This is a genomic window from Rhizomicrobium sp. (genome assembly GCF_056722145.1).
In genome coordinates, this window is sequence record NZ_JBWZET010000046.1 from 22,859 (window position 1) to 40,554 (window position 17,696).

Below are 17,696 nucleotides of genomic sequence, written 5' to 3' on the forward strand. Positions count from 1 at the left end.
TGTCATCCCCGACTGAGCAAGCGCAGCGAAGGGAAGGACCCAGGAGCAGACGTTCGGTTGATGCGAAAGAATGAGCGCCGGCCTCATCCGCGACCAGCGTGCGGCGCGACCACCTGGGTCCCCTTCCCTCGCCCGCGCTGATGAGGCGTCGCCAAACCACAGACGCTGTGCGGCGCGGGCTCGCCGGGGATGACAGAGGAGGCTATTCGCGCGACTGCTTCTTCACAAACGTCCGCGGGAAGGTGATCGTCGTTTTCAGGCCCGGCGCATTGTCGCCAAGCGTGAGTTTGGCTTCGTGCATGCGGGCGACGGCGGCGACCAGCGACAGGCCCAGCCCGGTGCCGGGGGAGTTGCGGCTTTTCTCCAGTCGCACGAACCGCTCCAGCACGCGGGGGCGGTCCTCCTCGGGAATACCGGGGCCGTTGTCGGCAATCGTCAGTTCGACGCCGGCCGGGGTTTCGCCAGCCGAGACCCAGATGTGGCCGCCCGAGGGGGTGTATTTGATGGCGTTGTCGATCAAATTCGCCAGCGCCTGACTGACCAGGCTGCGGTTTCCTTCGACCGTGAGAACGCCCGACGGCGCCACATCGAGCGCGATTTCCTTCTCCTCGGCGAGCGGCGCGTAGAGATCGGCAACATCGGCAACGATGGCCGACAGATCGATCGCCGCCATCGAACCGCGGGTCATGCCGGAATCGGCTTCGGCGATCAGCAGCAACGCGTTGAAGGTGCCGATCAGCCGGTCGGTCTCGGCGATGGCGGAATCGATATCGTCGAGATGGGGATCGTCGGGGTTCAACTTGCGCTGCATGTCTTCGAGGCGGTTGCGCAAGCGGTTGAGCGGGGTGCGCAAATCGTGCGCCACCGAATCCACCACCTCGCGCATGCCCTTCATCAGCCGCTCGGTGCGTTCGAGCATGACGTTGAGGTTTTCCGCCAGCGTATCGAATTCATCGTGGCTTTGGGTCAGCGGCACGCGGCGGGAGAAATCGCCGGCGACGATGGCCGAACTGGTGCGGGTGATGGCGTCGAGACGGCGGAGAATGTTGCGGCTCAACAGAATGCCGCCGGCGATGCCGAGCAGCAGCATCAAGCCGACGCTCCACGGAATGGTGGTGAGGAATTTCTTGCGCGCCACCTTCTGATCGGTGATGTCGCGCGCGACGAGCAGGATGTAGCCGCCGGGCAGCGTGAAGCCTTCGCCGCGAGCGGTGCGGGTGACGGTTTCGCTCTGCTGGGCACGCTGGTATTCGAACTCGAAGAAGCCGCCGACGGATTTCGCCGACTCCGGCACGCCAAGCAGGTTGCCGGCGATCACCGCGTCAGCCGGGCTCTGCAGATAATAGATGCCGTTGCCGTGCTGGGCGACGCGCGATGTGATGACGTCGGAGAGCCCGATCACGCCCTGGCGCAGATAGATATCCCTGAGGCCGTTGACCTCGGCCTCGATGGTCTGGTCGGTCTGGGAATCGAGGACGCGCTGCGAGTTCCACCAGGTGAATGCGACCAGCACGGTCGCCGTCACCGCGTAGAAAAAGACAAATATCAGGGTGATGCGGAAAGCCTGCGTGTGCAGGACCCGCTGCGCCCAATGGAATGTTCCGCTATTTCGCCGCACGGATCATGTAACCCGCGCCGCGAACCGTATGCAGCAACTGCGTCGTGAAGCCCTTGTCGATCTTGGCCCTCAGCCGCGAAATGTGCACGTCGATCACGTTGGTCTGGGGATCGAAATGGTATTCCCACACGCTCTCCAGCAGCATCGTGCGCGTCACCACCTGGCCGGCGTGGCGCATCAGGTATTCGAGCAGACGGAATTCGCGCGGCTGCAGATCGATCGCCTGCCCCTCGCGCGTCGCGGTGCGGGTCAAAAGATCGAGTTCGAGATCGCCGACCGCCAGCTTGGTCTTGACCGCCGCCGGCGCGCGCCGGCGCATCAAGGCATCGATGCGGGCGAGCAGTTCGACGAAAGCATACGGCTTGGTGAGATAATCGTCGCCGCCGGCCTTGAGGCCTTTGACGCGGTCGTCCACCTCCGACAACGCCGACAGGAACAGGACCGGCATGGTGTTGCCGTGCTCGCGCATCTCGGCCACCACGTTCAAGCCGTCGAGTTTCGGCAGCATCCGATCGATAATCGCGCAATCGTAGGGACGGGAAAGCGCCAGCGTCAGCCCGGTGTCGCCATCGGCGGCATCGTCGACCACATGGCCGGCCTCCTTCAATCCGTTCACCAGATAGCGCTGCGCCTCAAGATCGTCTTCCACGACGAGGATGCGCATGCCCAGCCTCCATTTATGTTCTATGCAGCGCCCGATCGCGGGTCGCTTTGGGTGAGAGACGGCCCCAACGGCAGCCGCCAGTACGGGCCTCAGCGTTGCAGCTGAAGCCCGGCAGGAAAGATTCAAGTGCGGTCGATCGGGATCGCGACGAAGCGCGACATGCCGTTCGACGACACCAGCAACAGCACACTCTTGCGGCCGCTCGAGTGGGCTGCCGCAACGCTTTTCTGAATATCCAGCGGACTGTGGACGGCCTTGTTGCCGACCGACACCACCACGTCGCCCGCCTGCAAGCCCTCTTCGGCCGCATTCGAATCCGGATCGACCTGGGTGATGAGCACGCCTTGAACGCCGTCGTCGACATTGTACGCACGACGTACATCTTGGCTCAGCGCCGTGAGCCCCAGGCCCATCGCCTTGCCGGTCGGCGCAATCGAGGCGGGCCCGCTGCCGGACTGATCGCCATTCGACGCGACCTGCGTTTCGTGCTTGGCGCCGATGGTGACGTTGACGGTATCGCGGCGGCCATCGCGCAGGATGGTGAAGGCGGCCGACCTGCCGGCCGACAACGACGCCACCCGGCGGGTCACGTCATGGGCATCGGCAACGTCCTTGCCGTTGATGGCAACGATGACATCGCCCTGACGCACGCCGGCACGCGCCGCCGGGCTGTCGGGAACGACCGACACCACCATCGCGCCCTTGGGATCGGTCACGCCGAGCGAGGAGGCAATCTCCGGCGTCACCGGCTGGATCTGCACGCCGAGCCAGCCGCGATCGACCTTGCCGTGCGCCTGCAGCGCCGCCACCACGTCCTTGATGGTGGACGCCGGGATGGCGAAGCCGATGCCGATCGAGCCGCCGGTCGGCGAATAGATCATCGAATTCATGCCGATCACCTGGCCCCGAAGGTCGAAGGTCGGACCGCCGGAATTGCCCTGGTTGATCGGCGCATCAATCTGGATGAAGTCGGTATAGGGCTGCTCGGCATTGCCGATGTCGCGGCCGATCGAGGAAACGATACCCGCCGTCACGGTGTTCGACAGGCCGAACGGATTGCCGACCGCCACCACCCAATCGCCGACGCGCAGGGCGCGGTCATTACCGAATTCGACGGTGGGAAGCGGCTTGTCGGACTTGACCCGCAGCAGCGCCACGTCGGTCGCCGGATCGGTGCCGACCAGTTTGGCATCGAGCGTTCGCCCGTCGGGCAGTTTCACCTTGATCACCGTGGCGCCGCCGACGACGTGATTGTTGGTCACGATCAGGCCGGACTTGTCGATGATGAAGCCCGAGCCCATCGAGGTCGCCCGGCGCGGCTGCGGCCGCATCTGCGGCATGCCACGGCCGCCGAACTGGCGGAAGAATTCCTTGAAGCCCTCGGGCACATCATCGCCATCCGGCTGGGTGACCCGCTCCTCGGCGGTAACGCTGACGACCGCCGGGCTCACCCGCTCCACCAGATCGGCGAAGCTGAACGGCGTGCCGTTCTCCATCATCCGCGGCGGCGCACCCTGGCCGCGCTCGGGCGCTTCATAGCGCGACGCGGTACCGGGCTCGGCCGCATGCTGGGGCAGGAGCGCATAGGCTCCAACGCTGACGAGGATCACTGCCGCGGCCGACGACGCGGCCAGCACCGCTTTGTTGCGCTTCATGTATGCCACGACCTGCTCTTTGTTCATTGGTCCCACTCTCCATCCACCGGGGAGTATGCCTGAGATACGACCAAAATCTTGCGATATTATTTCTCAAACATGAAAAACAAGCAATGCTGTCATTTTCGCCGAGCCTGACGGGCGACCGAGCGATTTAGCGCGCCTGAGGCGCCGAGAGGCGTGTATTTCTCGTCATGGTGACGGCGCATGCTGGGCGTGCACGCAAAAATGGCCGGCGCGCGCCCAAGCGAGCCGGCGGTTTTATGCCCGAAGCGAACAGCTCAGTGCTGCGCGAGGTGGAAAATGTCCTGCGCCAAGCCGGTATTGTACTGCAGGCCGTCCAGCGTCAGCGTCAGCCGGTGCGGCCAGTCGGCCCGCGCCAGGTTCTTGCGCGCCAGGGCATGCCAAACCGCTTCGTTGAACAGGCCCGTCGTGTCCTTGGTCGCCACCACGGCGTTGCCGAGGTGGAAATGGTCGCCGTGCGGCTGCGGGAAGCGGGTGATGGTGATCTCGCCATTGGCTTCGCGCACCGCAAAGTCGGGCAGCGTGGCCAGACCCTGCAGAATCGTCAGGGTGCGAAGCTGAAGGGCGTTAAGCTTGAGCGGATTGGATTTCGGCGGCATTGGCTTCCTCGTGCGCGGACGCCCAGTGAGGTGAAACAAACCCGTCCGGCAGACGGCCGCTGCGAGGCGGCGTCTTCGACATTCGGGCTACCGGCCCGAGGAATTCGAACCAGCCATCCTTCGTTTCGCACGATTGCAGATATTGGTCGAGTCCGGCGAGCGCCTCGAACCGCTCCGGCACCGCGCCAGCGTCAATCCGGCCCAGGGAGGCGAGCCAGGACGCGGTCGCCGCCAGACTGACCTCGACGTGCCAGCTGCCGCCTTCGCGAATCCGGCGCAGCAGCGCCGCGGTGATGCCTGCCGCCGCCAGCATGCCGGTGATGGTCGCCAGGGCAGCCCCGGGGATCAGCTCCGGCTGGGCGGCTCCACCATGACGCGCCGCCATAAAGGCCCCCTGCTCGGCCGCCAGACCGCTCGCGGCTTGCGTCGTTTCCTCCCAGCCGTGACGACCGGCCCAGGGGCCTTCGAAGCCGTAGGCGGACAGCGACGCCGTGATGATCCCGGGCGCACTATGGGCCAGGGCGGCGGACGAGAAGCCGAGCCCGCTCAGCGCGCCCGGCCGATAGGACTCGACGAACACGTCGGCGTGGCGGGCGAGCTGGCGCAGCGTTTCGGCACCCGAGGGCGTCGCCAGATCGAGCCGGGTCCGCCGCTTGCCGGCGCCGTAGGGTGCATCGAGGCTGTCGGCCGCGGGCAGATGCTCGGCCGAAACCGCCAGCACCTCGGCGCCCTGCTCGGCGAGAAGACGGCCGCACAACGGCCCCGCCACGACGCGGCCGAGGTCGAGCACCTTGAGCCCGCCGAGCGGGGTGGCGCTATCGCCGAGGCGGGCCGGCGGACCGGGCGCGACTTTGGTCAGAACGATCGGCGCCCCGACCAGGCGCCCCGGCACCGAGGCGCTCCATTCGGCCTCGCTGCGCACGATGGCGCCGCTGAGCGACAGGAATGCCATCGCATCCTCGAGCGCCAGCGCATTCCATTTGGCGACCGCCTCCAGTACCGCCGCGCTTTCGTCCTTGGCGTTCAAAAGTTCAAGCGTACGACCACTCAGATGCGGGAACCCGCCATGAAGATAGAGCCAATGGCGGTCGGCGCTCTGATAGAAGCCGGTGGCCGCGTTCGGCGCCAGCGCCGGACGAATCGTGGTGCCGTTGAGACGGACCTGCGGCATCGTCAGGCCGGCGGCAGCGCGCAGATCGACGCCGATCTCCTGGCGATCGCCGCCGCGAAAGCGCCAAACCTCGGCCGCCGTCGAGGCGGCGAAGCCGAGCGCTGCGGCCGAAGCCATAGCGACGCGGAACGGCGACGGCACAATGGCGTCTGGCCCGTCAAAATGCGGCCGCGACAGCGGCGCGATGGCGGCAGCACGAAGAAGCGAATCGAAGGCGGCGTCTGGGGTCATGGACGATCCCATTGTTAGGCCCGGATAGTAGCAGCTGCAACGTCTTCAGTAGCCCGCGCCCGCAAAGTGTCGGGATTACGACGCGGCAATCACGCCGGCAGCGACTGCGCCCCGGCGGCCTTGCCGCGACGGCGAAGGAATTCGGCTTCCGAGTCGTCGAACAGGCGCTTGGTCAATTCGAGCGCCAGCACGAACTGGCTTTCCACCACCTCGCGGCGCGGCCCTTCGGCCGTGCGCAATTCCTTCAGCAGGTCTTCGCTGTAGCTGCGCACGCACAGGCAGGCTTCATCCATCGCGTTCTGGTGCTTGGCGCCGAACGAGCCGGCAGCAGCGAGATGTTTGGTGCCGTTCAACACGGCGGCATAGCGCAGCGCCCGGTCGGCGCGCTCGGGATCGATCGGACGGCCGAGGTCGGGCACCTTCGGTCCGCCGGAATAGCCGGCCTTGTGGGTCGGAAGCGCACCGGCGATCTCCTTCGGCGCCTTCTCCATGAAAGTGTCCATCACGCCGCCGACGGCGGAGCGGTCCTTCAACAACCGCTGGCCCCAGCGGCCGGTGCGCAGGATCTCCACTTCCTTGACGATGGCGCTCGAAATGTCGGTGAACGAGGCGAGATGGCGGATCAGCGCATCGGCGTCGAAATTGGGATGGCGGATGTTGATGATCGCGGTACGCGAGTCTTCCATGTCGGCCAACAGCACGTCGCCTGCCAATCCCATGTCGGTCGAGGAAATCAGCGCATCGTGGCTCTGGCGCGCCACCAGCAGCGCCAGCTTCAGCGCTTCCCACGGCTTGGCGAGGCGGCGCATCGCCACCACCGACACCAACGGCGCGGCATCGGCACTGATTTCCAGAACGGTATCGAAAATGCTCCGCAGGCCCCACAGCAGTTCTTCGGTCAGCACCGGCGTCGGCTTCGGCAGCAACGCCTGCACCGCGATCATCGAAGCGGCGCACTGCAGCACCAGCGCGACATCGACGGCGTCGTCGGCAATCGCATCGCCCCCGAGCGCGGCGGCGGCGGCCTTGCGGTTCTTCTGCAAGGCTTCGCTCATCGCCTGACCGGCGATCGGCCAGAAGCGCTGCGCGAGATCGAGCGCCTGATTGTGCCGGGCGGTCAGGGCACTGGTGCGGATGTCGGCGGAATAGGACGCGGCCTGCGCGGGAATGACGGTGTGGCTGACCCAATGCCAGATCGGAACGACGTGGGCGCGCAGAATGCGGCCCTTCTGTTTTTCACGCCGCGGGACGTTGACGAGCAGATCCTCGAACGGGCGGCAGAACAGGCGCAGCGGCGTCGGCGTACGGCGGCGGCTTTCATCGTTGCGCAAAACCGGGCGCAGCCCCTCGAGAATGAGTTCGTGCGGCAGTGCCGAACCGTCGGCGAGACGGTCGAGTTCAATCGCAGTCGCCAGACGCGCCGCCACATCCCGCGGCAGAGTGCCGAGGAACATCTGGAGCAGCGCGGTCTTCTCAGGCGACAGCATGCAACGTCCGACCAGTGAGCGGGTCGTCAGCCTACTGTTTTATTGTTAATGGGCAATTTCCGAACGCGGCAGTCCGGTTCAGCCCACCGCCGGCAGGGTCAGAGCGGCCGAAAGCCCGCCCAAACCGGCTCTTTCCAACGCCAGACCGCCGCCATACAACTTGGAGATGTCCCGCACGATCGACAAGCCGAGGCCGGTCCCGGGCACGGATTCATCCAACCGCTCACCCCGCTCCAGCTCGCGGCCGAGGTCTTCGGGCGCCAGCCCCGGCCCGTCGTCGACGACGATGAGGCGGAAGTGGCGCCCTTCCAGGCGCTCCGCCGTCACCACGATTTTCGACCGCGCCCATTTGCAGCCGTTGTCGATCAAATTGCCGGCCATCTCTTCGAGGTCCTGGCGCTCGCCGCGGAAATAAAGCTCGTCGGGGCACTCCACCGCGATGGCGATGCCGCGGTCGGCATGAATGCGGCGCAGGACCCGCGCCAGATCCTCCAGCACCGGGGCGACCGGCGTACGATTGCCGAGCACGTTGAGCGCTCCGGCGGTGCGGGCCCGGGTGAGATAGTGATCGACCTGCCGGCGCATCACCCCGACCTGCTTCTTGACGGTATCGGCGAACGGGCCGGGCGCAGCCTCGGCTTCGGCGGCCAAGACGGTCAGCGGCGTTTTCAGGAAATGCGCGAGATTGGAGACATGGGCGCGGGCCCGCCCCACCACTTCCGAGGAATGCTCGATCAGGCTGTTGAGCTCGGTCGCCAGCGGGGCGATCTCGGCCGGGAACTGGCCTTCCAGACGCTGAGCCGAGCCGTCGCGGATGCGCGCCAGCGCCTGACCCACCTTGCGCAGCGGCTGCAAGCCCACCCGCACCTGGATGAACACCGCCGCCACGAAGCCGAAGAACAGCGCCGTGAACGACCAGAAGATGGTGGAATTGAATTCGCTGATGGCGATGTCGACGCTCGCCATGTCGCCGGCGACGATGAAGGTGTAGGCCTTGAAGTCGTCCGGGGTCGCGGTTGCCGTCACCGGGTATTTGACGTGCTTGACCACCACCCGCAGGCGCTGATCGAGCGGACCTTCGGCATAGCCCCACGAGGCGCCCTGGGTCTGTTTCAAATCCGCCGGGTGCAGGGTGTGGTCGAACATCGAGCGCGACAGCGTCACCGGCAGGCCGGCGGTTTCGATCTGCCAATAGAGGCCGGAATAGGCGCGCTCGAAACGGCGGTTCAGGTATTGCGCCCGCATCGAGATCGAGCCGTTGGCATCGGGATCGGCGGCCGCGATCAATCCGTCGAGGTCGAGCTGCAACGTGGTGTCGAAATTGTCCCGCATCGCCGAGCCGAAGGTCTCGGACAGCACCCAGCCGCCGGCCGCCAGCCCCAGCGCCGCCCACACCGCCGCCGCCAGGATCAGCCGCCCGGCAAGCGAGTTCGGCCGCGAAAGCCTAAACCTTGCGGGGAGCGTTCGGATCGTCGAGGCAATACCCAAGGCCGCGTACCGTCTGGATGAGGTCGGCCTCGAGCTTCTTGCGCAAGCGGCCGACGAAGACTTCGATGGTGTTGGAGTCGCGATCGAAATCCTGATCGTAGAGATGTTCGACCAGTTCGGTGCGCGACACCACCCGCCCCTTGTGATGGGCGAGATAAGCGAGCAGGCGATATTCCAGGCTGGTCAGCTTGACCGGATTGCCGTCGAGACTGACACGGCTCGAGCGCGTGTCGATGGTGAGCGGACCAATTTCGATTTCCGACGTGGCAAAACCGGCGGCCCGGCGCAGCAGCGCCCGCACCCGCGCCAGCAATTCTTCGGTGTAGAACGGCTTGGCGAGATAATCGTCGGCGCCGGCATCGAAGCCCGCCACCTTGTCGCTCCAGCGGTCGCGCGCGGTCAGGATCAACACCGGCATGGTGCGCCCGGCCTTGCGCCACTTCTGCAGCACCGTGACCCCATCCATCTTGGGCAGGCCGAGATCGAGGATCACCGCATCATAAGGTTCGGTATCGCCGAGAAAATGGCCCTCTTCGCCGTCGAGCGCCTGATCCACCACATAGCCGGCATCACTGAGCGCCTTCTTCAACAGGCGCTGCAAATCGGCATCGTCTTCAACCAGCAGAATCCGCATTCCTTATCCACCATTGGGGCGATGGCGCCCGCCACCGCGATTGCCACCGCGATCACCACTCCCGTGACCGCCCCCCTGGCCGCTACCCCCTTGACCGCCGCCAGCTTGGCCGCCGCCTTGACCGCCGCGGCCACCCCAGCCGCCGCCCTGGTTACCCTGGTTACCGCCCGGATTGCCACCCTGGCTGCCCCAGCCGCCTTGCCCGCCCCCGCCATTATCCTGCCAGTTGTTGCGCCGCGGCGCGTCATCACGAAACCGCGGCGGCGGCGGGCCCATCGGCGTTCCACCGACGATCTGGCCGCTCTGGGCATCAACGCTGAACCAGATGATGCGGTTGTCGGGAGTCATCCATTTGATGCGATAGGTCGCCCGGCCATTGGGGCCGAAGAACGGACCTTCGGCGTCATAGAAGCGGCCGGGTACCGTCTGGCGGACATGCGGCAGGACGCGGTCAAGCGAAGGGGCGCCGCGCCGATCCTGAGCCAAAGCCGGAAGCGCGAGCGCAAATACCAAGATCAGGGAACTCGCCAGTCGCGCGCGCATGCTTGTCTTGTTACCCCACGGGACATGAACCCGTCATGAACGCCCCATCCACGGCGCGTTCAGCCAGCCCATCCTAGTCTTACTCCCATCCCATCGGCGCACCAAATCGCGCCGACGGTTAGCGGGGCCGGGACGGCCCGAAAAAAGGAGACGACAATGAGGATCAAGCAACTTCTTTTGACGGCCGTCGCTGCCGTTATCCTGAGCACCACCGCCGCCGCGGCAAGCGACCGCGATCACGACGGGCGCCCCGACCATGGCTGGGCCGAGCGCCACGACCACGACGGCACCAACGACGCCTGGCGCGGCCACCCCGGCTGGCATTGGCGCGACGACCGTGGCGGCTGGCATGGCGACCACGACCGCTATTGGCACCAGGGCTTCGGCGGCTATGTCGCGCCCGACCGCGTCTATTTCGAATTGCGCCGCCATCACTACAATCGCTGGGACGGTGCCCCGTACTGGTACCAGGGCCGCTACGTGGTCCGCAGCTATGACCGCTTCGGCCGGCCGGTGTTCGTCGAGATGAACCCCTATTCCGGGGCCTTCATCGGCGTCATCCGCTTCTGAACTGGATTGCTCTTGGGCCGTGCGGACCGCAGTTCGCCCCTCCCTGCAGGGCCGCACGGTGATCAAGCGAAGGCCCGCGATCTTGCCGTCGCGGGCCTTTGATACAGCTTGTTACGATGTTTCCCGGGCTGATCGCAGCCAGCGTGGTAAACAGGCGCACGAGGGGACTCTTAGGGGACCACATCATGACATCCAGACTCATGCTTCTGGCCGGCGCGGCTGCGCTGGTCTTTGTCAGTGCCGCGGCCGAACCGCCGCATCCGAAATGCCCGCCCGGGCAACAACACTGCATGGACGAACATATGTCCGGCCCGATGAGCGGCCCGCACGCTGGACCGGTCAACGGCCCGCACGCCGGACCCGTCTTCCGCGGCGGACCGGGCTGGAACCAAGGGCCGGGCGACTGGCAGTGGCAGGACGAGCACGGCGGCTGGCATCGCGACCATGACCGTTATTGGCGTCCCGATTTCCGCGGCGGGTTCGTGCCGATGGATCGCCTGTTCATCGTCCTGCGGCAGCACAACTACAATCGCTTCGACGGCGAACCCTACTGGTTCCGCGGCCACTTCGTGGTCAAGTCCTTCGACCGCTGGGGCCGCCCGGTGATCGTCGAACTCAATCCCTATACCGGCGAATTCATCGGCGTCCTGCGCTTCTGAGTCCGCCTCGAAAGGCCCGCGAGGAAACCCGCGGGCCTTTACGCCTTCTTCGGCGCGCGGTCGCCGAACCACCACACGATCGCGGTGACGGCGGAAAACACCAGCGACTGCGAGATCGACTCGCGCGTCGTGCCGCTGGTGGCGAAAAACGCGGCACCCAAAAAGCCGCCGAGCCCCAAGGTCAGCGCCGGCCGCACCAAGGCGCGCACCGCATTGACCCAGGCATAGGTCGAGCCGATCGCGGTTTCCGCTTTCAGGCTGTCGCCGAGGCCGCTCCACGAGCCCGACGACGCGCTGACGGCAAGCGCCTGTTCGGTCTCCGCCGCCTTGGCCCTGGTCTGCATGTCGAGCACGCGCTCGTCGTGGCCCCATTCCTCCTTCTTCTGCGCGAAGGCTTCGCGGGATTCGAAAATGCCGATCACCTTGCCGGCGACGTTGCCGAGCAGGCCGAACAGGCCGCCGGTCAGGCCGGTATCGAACAGAGAACCGATATCCATTGCACATACTCCTTTGTTCGTGGCGCCGGAGCGCCGTTATGACGCCATGCCGGCGACAAGGAACTGCGCCAACTCGCTGTAGCGCAGGCCCAGAATCCATTTCGGCTGGCCGGCCGCGTCGCGGTCGGGCACGTCTTCGAGGAAGCGCTCTTCGACGCATTCCATCACCGGCTCGTCATGGAAGCGCGGCGTGCCGTCCGCGGCCAGCACCGGCTGGCCGGTGTCGTCGACCACCGTCATGCGCGCGACCACCGGGACCTCGCGCCGTTCCTCGGAGAGGCGGAGCACGGCGTGGCCGTCCTCGACGCTGACGCGTTCGACCTGCACCGCCACCGTTTCGCTCTTCGGGCGCGAAACCGTCCGCACCTTCTCCACCGCCGTCATGGCCGGATCGCGGCAGACGATGCCGTACTGCATCGCATCGAGACCCTCGGCGGCAAAGGCGGCGACGACATCTTCGTAGACCATGCCGACATGGAACCGCGCCGCATCGCCCTTCTTCGCCACCGCATCGATGAACTGGAACACCCGCACAGAACGCGCCAGCGCCCGGGCGACCGCAATCTCGGCTTGGTTCAGCGCCCGGATGGCGGTCTTGGTGGTGCGGCCTGAGGTGTTGATCGTGCCGGTGCCGGCATAGACGACGCTCCAACGGTACGCTGCGACGCCCATTGCATTGGTGTTGTCGTAATAGGGCCGGATGTCGCCCATCAGGGAACTCAAGCCGAGGCCGCCCGAAACCTGCATGCCGCCGTTGAAGGTCCAGCCGCCGCCATAAGCTTTGGTGAACGAGCCATCGGCGAGATAGATCGTGCCCGATTGTCCGGCGCCGGTGATGCCGTTGTTGATCTTGATCGATCCGGTTTCGACATGCAGGCCGTAACTCGGCGAGGTGCCGATGCCGATCCAGCCCGACGCGGTAATGGCACCATTGCCGGGCAGGCCCGTGGCGCCGAGGGTCTTGCCGGTCAGCGTTTCCGTGCCGCTCTTGGTGGCGACATCGCCGGGATTGGTGGCGGCGCGCCAGTACTGGCGTTCGCGCCAGTTGCCGGAACCGTCCGACGCATAAACGCCGAGATCGCCCGCCGCCGTGATCCGGCTGGCGCCGCCGAGCAGGATCAGCGATGTGGCGTTATGGGTGAGAGTCAGGTTTTGCGCGAAGCGGACGTAGCGCAGCTTGCTGGTGCCGCTGCCGAACGAAGTGATCGTCGTGGTGCCGGTGACCTGCACGAACAGGGCGTTGGCGGCGCCGAGATCGCAGGTCGCCGCCGAGGCGATCGAAATCTCATTTGCCGAAATCAGCGCACTGCAATCGCTCCACACCCCGTTGAGATAGAGAAGGAACGCCGCAGTCGGCGCGACATAGGCGCGTAGGCCGTTGAACGGCATATGAATGCGCCAGCCGCCATCGAGCGCGGCGGCGAGCTTATAAGGATAGCCGCTCCAGGCGCCGGTCGGGGCGCCGCCGATCAGATAGACATCGCCATCCTGCGGCGACGCCGGCGGGGTGTTGACGAACTGGCCGAGCAGATAGAGATCGACCATCGCATCGAGGCTCGCCAGCGCCTCGTTCCAGGTGACGGCGTTGAGTTCCTGCAACGACAGGAGCTGCGCGAGATGCAGGCGGGCGGTATCATCGGACATAGAGGGTTTCCGTCTTGGAACGGCCGCGGCCGACAACGCTCGAGCGCTGGGTGACGCGGACCGTCAGGGGGTTGGGAACTCCGGCGGGAAAATCAGACGTTTGCTGGGCGGCGCTGTAAATCTGCGTATTGCCGGCCACGCTGGCATAGGTGCGCACGACGCTGGTGCCGGAGAGGATTTCCACATCGAACAGCGCCGCATCGCTGAGCGGGGTTTCGGCGAGGAGAATCTGGCCCGCCGCCGGGGCGCGGTCACGCCGCATCCAGGAGAGCGTCAGATCGCCATTGGCGTTCCAGGTGAACCCGACGTGGCACGGCGCTGGCGGAATCAATCCGGCCGCGGTGAAGCTGAGGGTCTCGGATTGGAAACTCGTGCCCGCCACCGGGGCGCCGGACGGGCCATAGCTGAAACTATGCGGCAGGCGCGCGTCGCCCTGACCGAGCGGGATCTGCTGCATGCTGTCGTCGAGCAGCACCACGCGCGCCCCGGCCGCCAGCGGGGAAGCCATCGCCTGTTCCGTGCCTTGGCGGCCGCGCAGCAATCGCGTCAGCTTCCATTGGCTCGGCGCGGTCAGCTCGGCGTTGGCGAACTGCACGATTTCCCAATCACCATCAGCGTTCTGCAGCGCCAGCGCATTGGCACCGGCGAAGACATCGCCATCGCTCACCGAGCCGAGCGTGCCGGCGTAGAGCTTGACATACAGCGCGTTGACGCCATCCCAGTGGGCGACCGGGCCGGGCCAGAAATCGAACTGCGTCTCGCCGATGGTGGCGGCGCGGTCGAGCGTCAGGCACGGCGCCTGATCCTTGTAGAGCGCGACGCGACCGGGCCAGGGATCGGCGAAAGCGGCGACGTAAGGCGCATTCGGATTCTGCCCGTCGGCGAGAAGCGGCAGATCGAGAAACACCGCCAGCACCGGCCCCGGCGGACGCAGGCTCGCCGTTGCTGCGACCGAGCGCGCCGCGCCCGTGAAAGCGTCGTACAGCGAGGGATCGGTCGCCACCGCCGCCACGCTGCGCGCGCCGGCATCTTCGATCGAGGAGAGGCGCAAGCGGCGGACGCGGCCGGCGGCGGTGAGCTGAATTTCGTCGGTCGGCTCGAGCGCCAGCAGCGACGGCGGCAGCGCGAACCGCGCGCTCTCGCGCATTACCCAGGCATCCTGCAGCATGCGCTCGCCGATCGCGGAGGCTTCGTCGGCGCTGAGCACCAGCGGCAGGGTCGACGTGGCGATGCGATCCGAGGTCGTCACCAGCCGGCGCGCCTCGCTGACCGCCTGCTCGGAGGTGTCGGCATCGACATAGACGAGGCGCGCGGCAACCGGCAGATCGCTTTCCTGCGCCCGCGTCAGGGCGAAGGTGGAATCCTCGCCCGGAACGAGATTGTCCTCGTTGACGCCCAGCGGCGGGACGGTGCCGCGCGGCACGAAGCGGATGACGCCCTGGCTTTCCACCGCATCGAAGAAGTAGGCCGCCATCAGCGCCGCCAGCGCTTCGCGCACGCTCATGGTGTCGGTGATGGCAAAGCCGGTGACGGCACCGTGAAGCTGACTGACATCCACCGTAACGCCGCTGTCGGCACAGAGCGCGGCAACGAGATCGGCAAGCTGGACGTCGCCGAGGCGACCATTCAGCCAATGGCCAGTGGCGTAATTGGCAGTATCGCCCCAGACATCACCGAGCGCCGGAAAATAGGGATAAGGCCGCGCATCCCAGCACCATACCGCCATCCGGTCGGGATCGAGCATGGCGCCGTGATAGACCGACGACACCGGATTGTTGGCCGTCTGGCGCCAGAAATTCAGATGCGCTTCGAGAAAGCGGCGCTGGATGAGATCGTCGCGGACGCCGCTGGAGAAATAGGGATACGCGCTTTCGGCCGACTTGGGATCGTGGAACACGTTGGGCTGGTTGGCGCCCTTGTCGACGGCGGGACATCCCAGCTCGGTGAAGCGGATCGGTTTCGACTGCGGCGCCCAGGCGGTGGGCGAAGTCGCTTCAATGCCGCCGGGGCGGTCGAAATGCGCCGACGCCCACCACGACCAGATGTCCTTGGCGCGCCACACCCACGGCTTGGCCTTGCCGTCGCTGATCGGCGTGCGGGTTTGCGCGGCGCGGGCGCTGTCGGAGGCATAGTACCAGTCGTAATCCTCGCCGCCGCGAATATTGGCGGTGAGATAGGCGGAATCGTAGATCGAGGCATAGGCGCTCGCATCAAGATGCGCGCTGCCATCGCGCCAATCGCTGAGCGGCAGGTAATTGTCGATGCCAAGAAAGTCGATAGCGGCATCGCTCCACAACGGATCGAGGTTGAAGCATAGGGCGCCATTGCCGGTCTGATGCGGCGGGAACTCGCTCCAATCGGCGGCATAACCGATCTTGGCGGCCGGCAGGATGGCGCGCACGTCGGCGGCGAGCTGTTTTAGCGCCGCCACCGCGGGATAAGTCGCCGGGCCACTGCGCGACTGGGTGAGGCCGCGCAATTCCGAGCCGATCAGGAAACTGTCGACGCCGCCCGCCGCCGCACACAGCTGGGCGTAATGCAGCACCATGCGGCGGTAGCCACTGGTGAAAAACGCGTTCACTTGGGTCGCGGCAGCAGCGGTCTGATCGGGACTGCCGCCAAAACCCGGCGCCGGACTGATGGTGATGCGGCCGCGCCAAGGATAGGCCGGCTGGCCCGCCGTGGCGGCATTGTTCGACCATGGATCGGGCAGCGTGTTGCCGCTCGCGATGTCCATGAACACGAAGGGATAGAAAGTGACGGCGAGCCCGCGCGCCTTCAAATCGGCCAGCGCCGCGGTGACGCTGTCGTCGGCGGGCGTGCCGCCATAGGCCGGGCGATCGTTCTGGCGCGAGACCACGTACGCATCGCGCCGCGCCGTGCCATCGACGCTCCAGGTTTCGGGCGTGGTGCGGCGCACGCTTTCCTCGACCCCGGGCTGCACCGTGCAATGATCGGCCCTGAGATCGGTGCCGAACCAGCCGACCACCAGCGACACCGATTTCAAATTCGGCGCCAACGCCTGCAATTCGTCGAGCGACGCGGTCCAATCCGCTCCGCCGGCACCGTTGTGGGCGTTGAGCGGCGCGGTGGTGCCGAGGCCGTCGTTTTCCTGCACCAGATCGGGCGCATACACGAACTCGCCAGCGCCGGGAATGAGCGCCACGGCGGCGAGACGGTTTTCCAGCGCGTCGGGATCATCGAGCGCCAGGGCATGGACGACCTCGAACTGCAATTGCGGAATGCGGTTGCCGAACGGGGCCAGCGCCATGTCCTCGAACACGATATAGCAAAGCCCGCGATAGGCCGGCGTATTGCCAACCCCTTCGATCTCGGTGATGGCGGCATCGGGCATCTGGGTTTCGCTGCCGAGATAGGTGCGGAAGGTGTAGGCGGAGGGATCGATCAGATTGCCATCGGCCCAGATGCGGCCGATGCGGGTGACCGGCCCGGCGCACAGCCCGACCGCGAACGACATCGAATAGGCATAGCTGGTGGTCTCGACGCTGCGCGCCGCCAGGCCCTTGCCGCCGGAGGTGGCGCTCGTCTCCTTGGCGCGCGAGGCCCAGAGGATCTGGCCGGCGACGCGCACCCGCCCATAGACGCGCGGGATGGCTTTGCCTTCGACCGAGGACTGGATGGAAATGTCGGACAGGCGCGAGCCGGTGCGCCGGATCGGCGGGGTCAGCGCGCCATCGATCATCAGGCCGAGGCTGACGCCGGCAATGGCACCAAGCTCGCCGCCGCTGACGACGAATCCGAACGCCGAGAACGCACCCAGCGAGGCGCCAACCGCTTCACCGGCAACGCCGAGAACGAGAGAAGCCATGAGCAGACCTTTGGCTGGTTAGAGACGGAAGGCGTAAGCGAGTTTGCGGCGCCAGAATGGCGACAGCAGTTCTTCGCCGACGCGCTTGTTCTGGCGGGCGTGGATCAGGGTCAGGGCGCCGCCCTGTTCGCCGACGATGGCGCAGTGGCGGGCGGCCGCGCGCGGCACCATGCGGAAGAGCACGACATCGCCGGGCAGGATGGCGTCGAGCGCGACCGGCGTCAGATGCCGCGCCAGGCCATCGCGCAAACACTCGCCGGTCTCATCCCAATCGGAACGATAAGGCGGGATGGTTTCGGGCGCCGTGCCGTGACGTTCGCGCCAGATGCCGACGAGCAGGCCGAGGCAATCGCAGCCCACCCCTTTCAGCGAGGCCTGATGCA

The 17,696-nt window shown here is 66.3% G+C and carries 15 protein-coding genes; 2 read left to right on the top strand and 13 right to left on the bottom strand.

Features of this window, described 5'->3' with window-relative positions; translation table 11 throughout:
* Positions 1–202 precede the first annotated feature (202 nt).
* From AC1P6P_RS02840 to AC1P6P_RS02880, 9 genes are all read right to left on the bottom strand, one after another.
* Positions 203–1,618 (bottom strand): sensor histidine kinase, encoded by a 1,416-nt coding sequence (locus AC1P6P_RS02840; RefSeq protein WP_481400918.1) that lies wholly within the window; start codon positions 1,616–1,618, stop codon positions 203–205.
* Positions 1,605–2,282: a response regulator transcription factor gene (locus AC1P6P_RS02845; RefSeq protein WP_481400919.1), complete on the bottom strand. Its 678-nt coding sequence runs from the start codon at positions 2,280–2,282 to the stop codon at positions 1,605–1,607. The genes AC1P6P_RS02840 and AC1P6P_RS02845 overlap by 14 nt, the downstream gene beginning before the upstream one ends.
* Before the next feature lie 122 nt (positions 2,283–2,404).
* On the bottom strand, positions 2,405–3,964 hold the full coding sequence (locus tag AC1P6P_RS02850) for a DegQ family serine endoprotease (protein WP_481400920.1): 1,560 nt from the start codon (positions 3,962–3,964) through the stop codon (positions 2,405–2,407).
* Between the two features lie 254 nt (positions 3,965–4,218).
* The gene (locus AC1P6P_RS02855; protein WP_481400921.1) at positions 4,219–4,560 is read right to left on the bottom strand and encodes a hypothetical protein; all 342 of its coding nucleotides are present in this window, start codon (positions 4,558–4,560) and stop codon (positions 4,219–4,221) included.
* Positions 4,529–5,962 carry a CoA transferase gene (locus AC1P6P_RS02860; protein WP_481400922.1) on the bottom strand — a complete coding sequence of 478 codons (1,434 nt, stop codon included), beginning with the start codon at positions 5,960–5,962 and terminating at the stop codon, positions 4,529–4,531. Before AC1P6P_RS02860 ends, AC1P6P_RS02855 begins: the two co-directional genes overlap by 32 nt.
* Before the next feature lie 89 nt (positions 5,963–6,051).
* Complete coding sequence (locus AC1P6P_RS02865) at positions 6,052–7,449, bottom strand: hypothetical protein (RefSeq protein WP_481400923.1); 1,398 nt, start codon at positions 7,447–7,449, stop codon at positions 6,052–6,054.
* A gap of 78 nt (positions 7,450–7,527) precedes the next feature.
* A complete protein-coding gene (locus AC1P6P_RS02870) occupies positions 7,528–8,937 on the bottom strand; it encodes an ATP-binding protein (protein WP_481400924.1) in 1,410 nt (469 codons plus the stop codon).
* Entirely contained in the window at positions 8,894–9,571 is a 678-nt protein-coding gene (locus AC1P6P_RS02875; protein WP_481400925.1) for a response regulator transcription factor, read from the bottom strand. Before AC1P6P_RS02875 ends, AC1P6P_RS02870 begins: the two co-directional genes overlap by 44 nt.
* Positions 9,572–9,574: 3 nt before the next feature.
* Entirely contained in the window at positions 9,575–10,114 is a 540-nt protein-coding gene (locus tag AC1P6P_RS02880; RefSeq protein WP_481400926.1) for a PepSY domain-containing protein, read from the bottom strand.
* A 156-nt stretch (positions 10,115–10,270) separates the two neighbouring features.
* On the opposite strand from AC1P6P_RS02880, the gene AC1P6P_RS02885 reads away from it, so the two are divergent.
* Positions 10,271–10,684 carry a hypothetical protein gene (locus AC1P6P_RS02885; protein ID WP_481400927.1) on the top strand — a complete coding sequence of 138 codons (414 nt, stop codon included), beginning with the start codon at positions 10,271–10,273 and terminating at the stop codon, positions 10,682–10,684.
* A gap of 185 nt (positions 10,685–10,869) precedes the next feature.
* Positions 10,870–11,343, top strand: coding sequence for a hypothetical protein (locus tag AC1P6P_RS02890; protein ID WP_481400928.1), 474 nt, complete (start codon positions 10,870–10,872; stop codon positions 11,341–11,343).
* 38 nt (positions 11,344–11,381) lie between these two features.
* Here the strand turns inward: AC1P6P_RS02890 and AC1P6P_RS02895 are convergent, their stop codons facing one another.
* From AC1P6P_RS02895 to AC1P6P_RS02910, 4 genes are all read right to left on the bottom strand, one after another.
* A complete protein-coding gene (locus AC1P6P_RS02895; protein ID WP_481400929.1) occupies positions 11,382–11,840 on the bottom strand; it encodes a hypothetical protein in 459 nt (152 codons plus the stop codon).
* Positions 11,841–11,876: 36 nt separating this feature from the next.
* The gene (locus tag AC1P6P_RS02900) at positions 11,877–13,484 is read right to left on the bottom strand and encodes a DUF2793 domain-containing protein (RefSeq protein WP_481400930.1); all 1,608 of its coding nucleotides are present in this window, start codon (positions 13,482–13,484) and stop codon (positions 11,877–11,879) included.
* The gene (locus tag AC1P6P_RS02905; RefSeq protein WP_481400931.1) at positions 13,474–17,313 is read right to left on the bottom strand and encodes a baseplate multidomain protein megatron; all 3,840 of its coding nucleotides are present in this window, start codon (positions 17,311–17,313) and stop codon (positions 13,474–13,476) included. The genes AC1P6P_RS02900 and AC1P6P_RS02905 overlap by 11 nt, the downstream gene beginning before the upstream one ends.
* Before the next feature lie 18 nt (positions 17,314–17,331).
* Positions 17,332–17,696 (bottom strand): C40 family peptidase (locus tag AC1P6P_RS02910; RefSeq protein WP_481400932.1); only part of this gene is annotated, 365 nt, incomplete at its 5' end.

Coding starts and splice junctions, on each gene's coding strand:
- AC1P6P_RS02845 (WP_481400919.1), bottom strand. CDS start 2,282: ATGCGCATCCTCGTCGTGGAAGACGATCTTGAGGCGCAGCGCTATCTG.
- AC1P6P_RS02850 (WP_481400920.1), bottom strand. CDS start 3,964: ATGAACAAAGAGCAGGTCGTGGCATACATGAAGCGCAACAAAGCGGTG.
- AC1P6P_RS02855 (WP_481400921.1), bottom strand. CDS start 4,560: ATGCCGCCGAAATCCAATCCGCTCAAGCTTAACGCCCTTCAGCTTCGC.
- AC1P6P_RS02860 (WP_481400922.1), bottom strand. CDS start 5,962: ATGACCCCAGACGCCGCCTTCGATTCGCTTCTTCGTGCTGCCGCCATC.
- AC1P6P_RS02865 (WP_481400923.1), bottom strand. CDS start 7,449: ATGCTGTCGCCTGAGAAGACCGCGCTGCTCCAGATGTTCCTCGGCACT.
- AC1P6P_RS02875 (WP_481400925.1), bottom strand. CDS start 9,571: ATGCGGATTCTGCTGGTTGAAGACGATGCCGATTTGCAGCGCCTGTTG.
- AC1P6P_RS02880 (WP_481400926.1), bottom strand. CDS start 10,114: ATGCGCGCGCGACTGGCGAGTTCCCTGATCTTGGTATTTGCGCTCGCG.
- AC1P6P_RS02885 (WP_481400927.1), top strand. CDS start 10,271: ATGAGGATCAAGCAACTTCTTTTGACGGCCGTCGCTGCCGTTATCCTG.
- AC1P6P_RS02890 (WP_481400928.1), top strand. CDS start 10,870: ATGACATCCAGACTCATGCTTCTGGCCGGCGCGGCTGCGCTGGTCTTT.
- AC1P6P_RS02895 (WP_481400929.1), bottom strand. CDS start 11,840: ATGGATATCGGTTCTCTGTTCGATACCGGCCTGACCGGCGGCCTGTTC.
- AC1P6P_RS02900 (WP_481400930.1), bottom strand. CDS start 13,484: ATGTCCGATGATACCGCCCGCCTGCATCTCGCGCAGCTCCTGTCGTTG.
- AC1P6P_RS02905 (WP_481400931.1), bottom strand. CDS start 17,313: ATGGCTTCTCTCGTTCTCGGCGTTGCCGGTGAAGCGGTTGGCGCCTCG.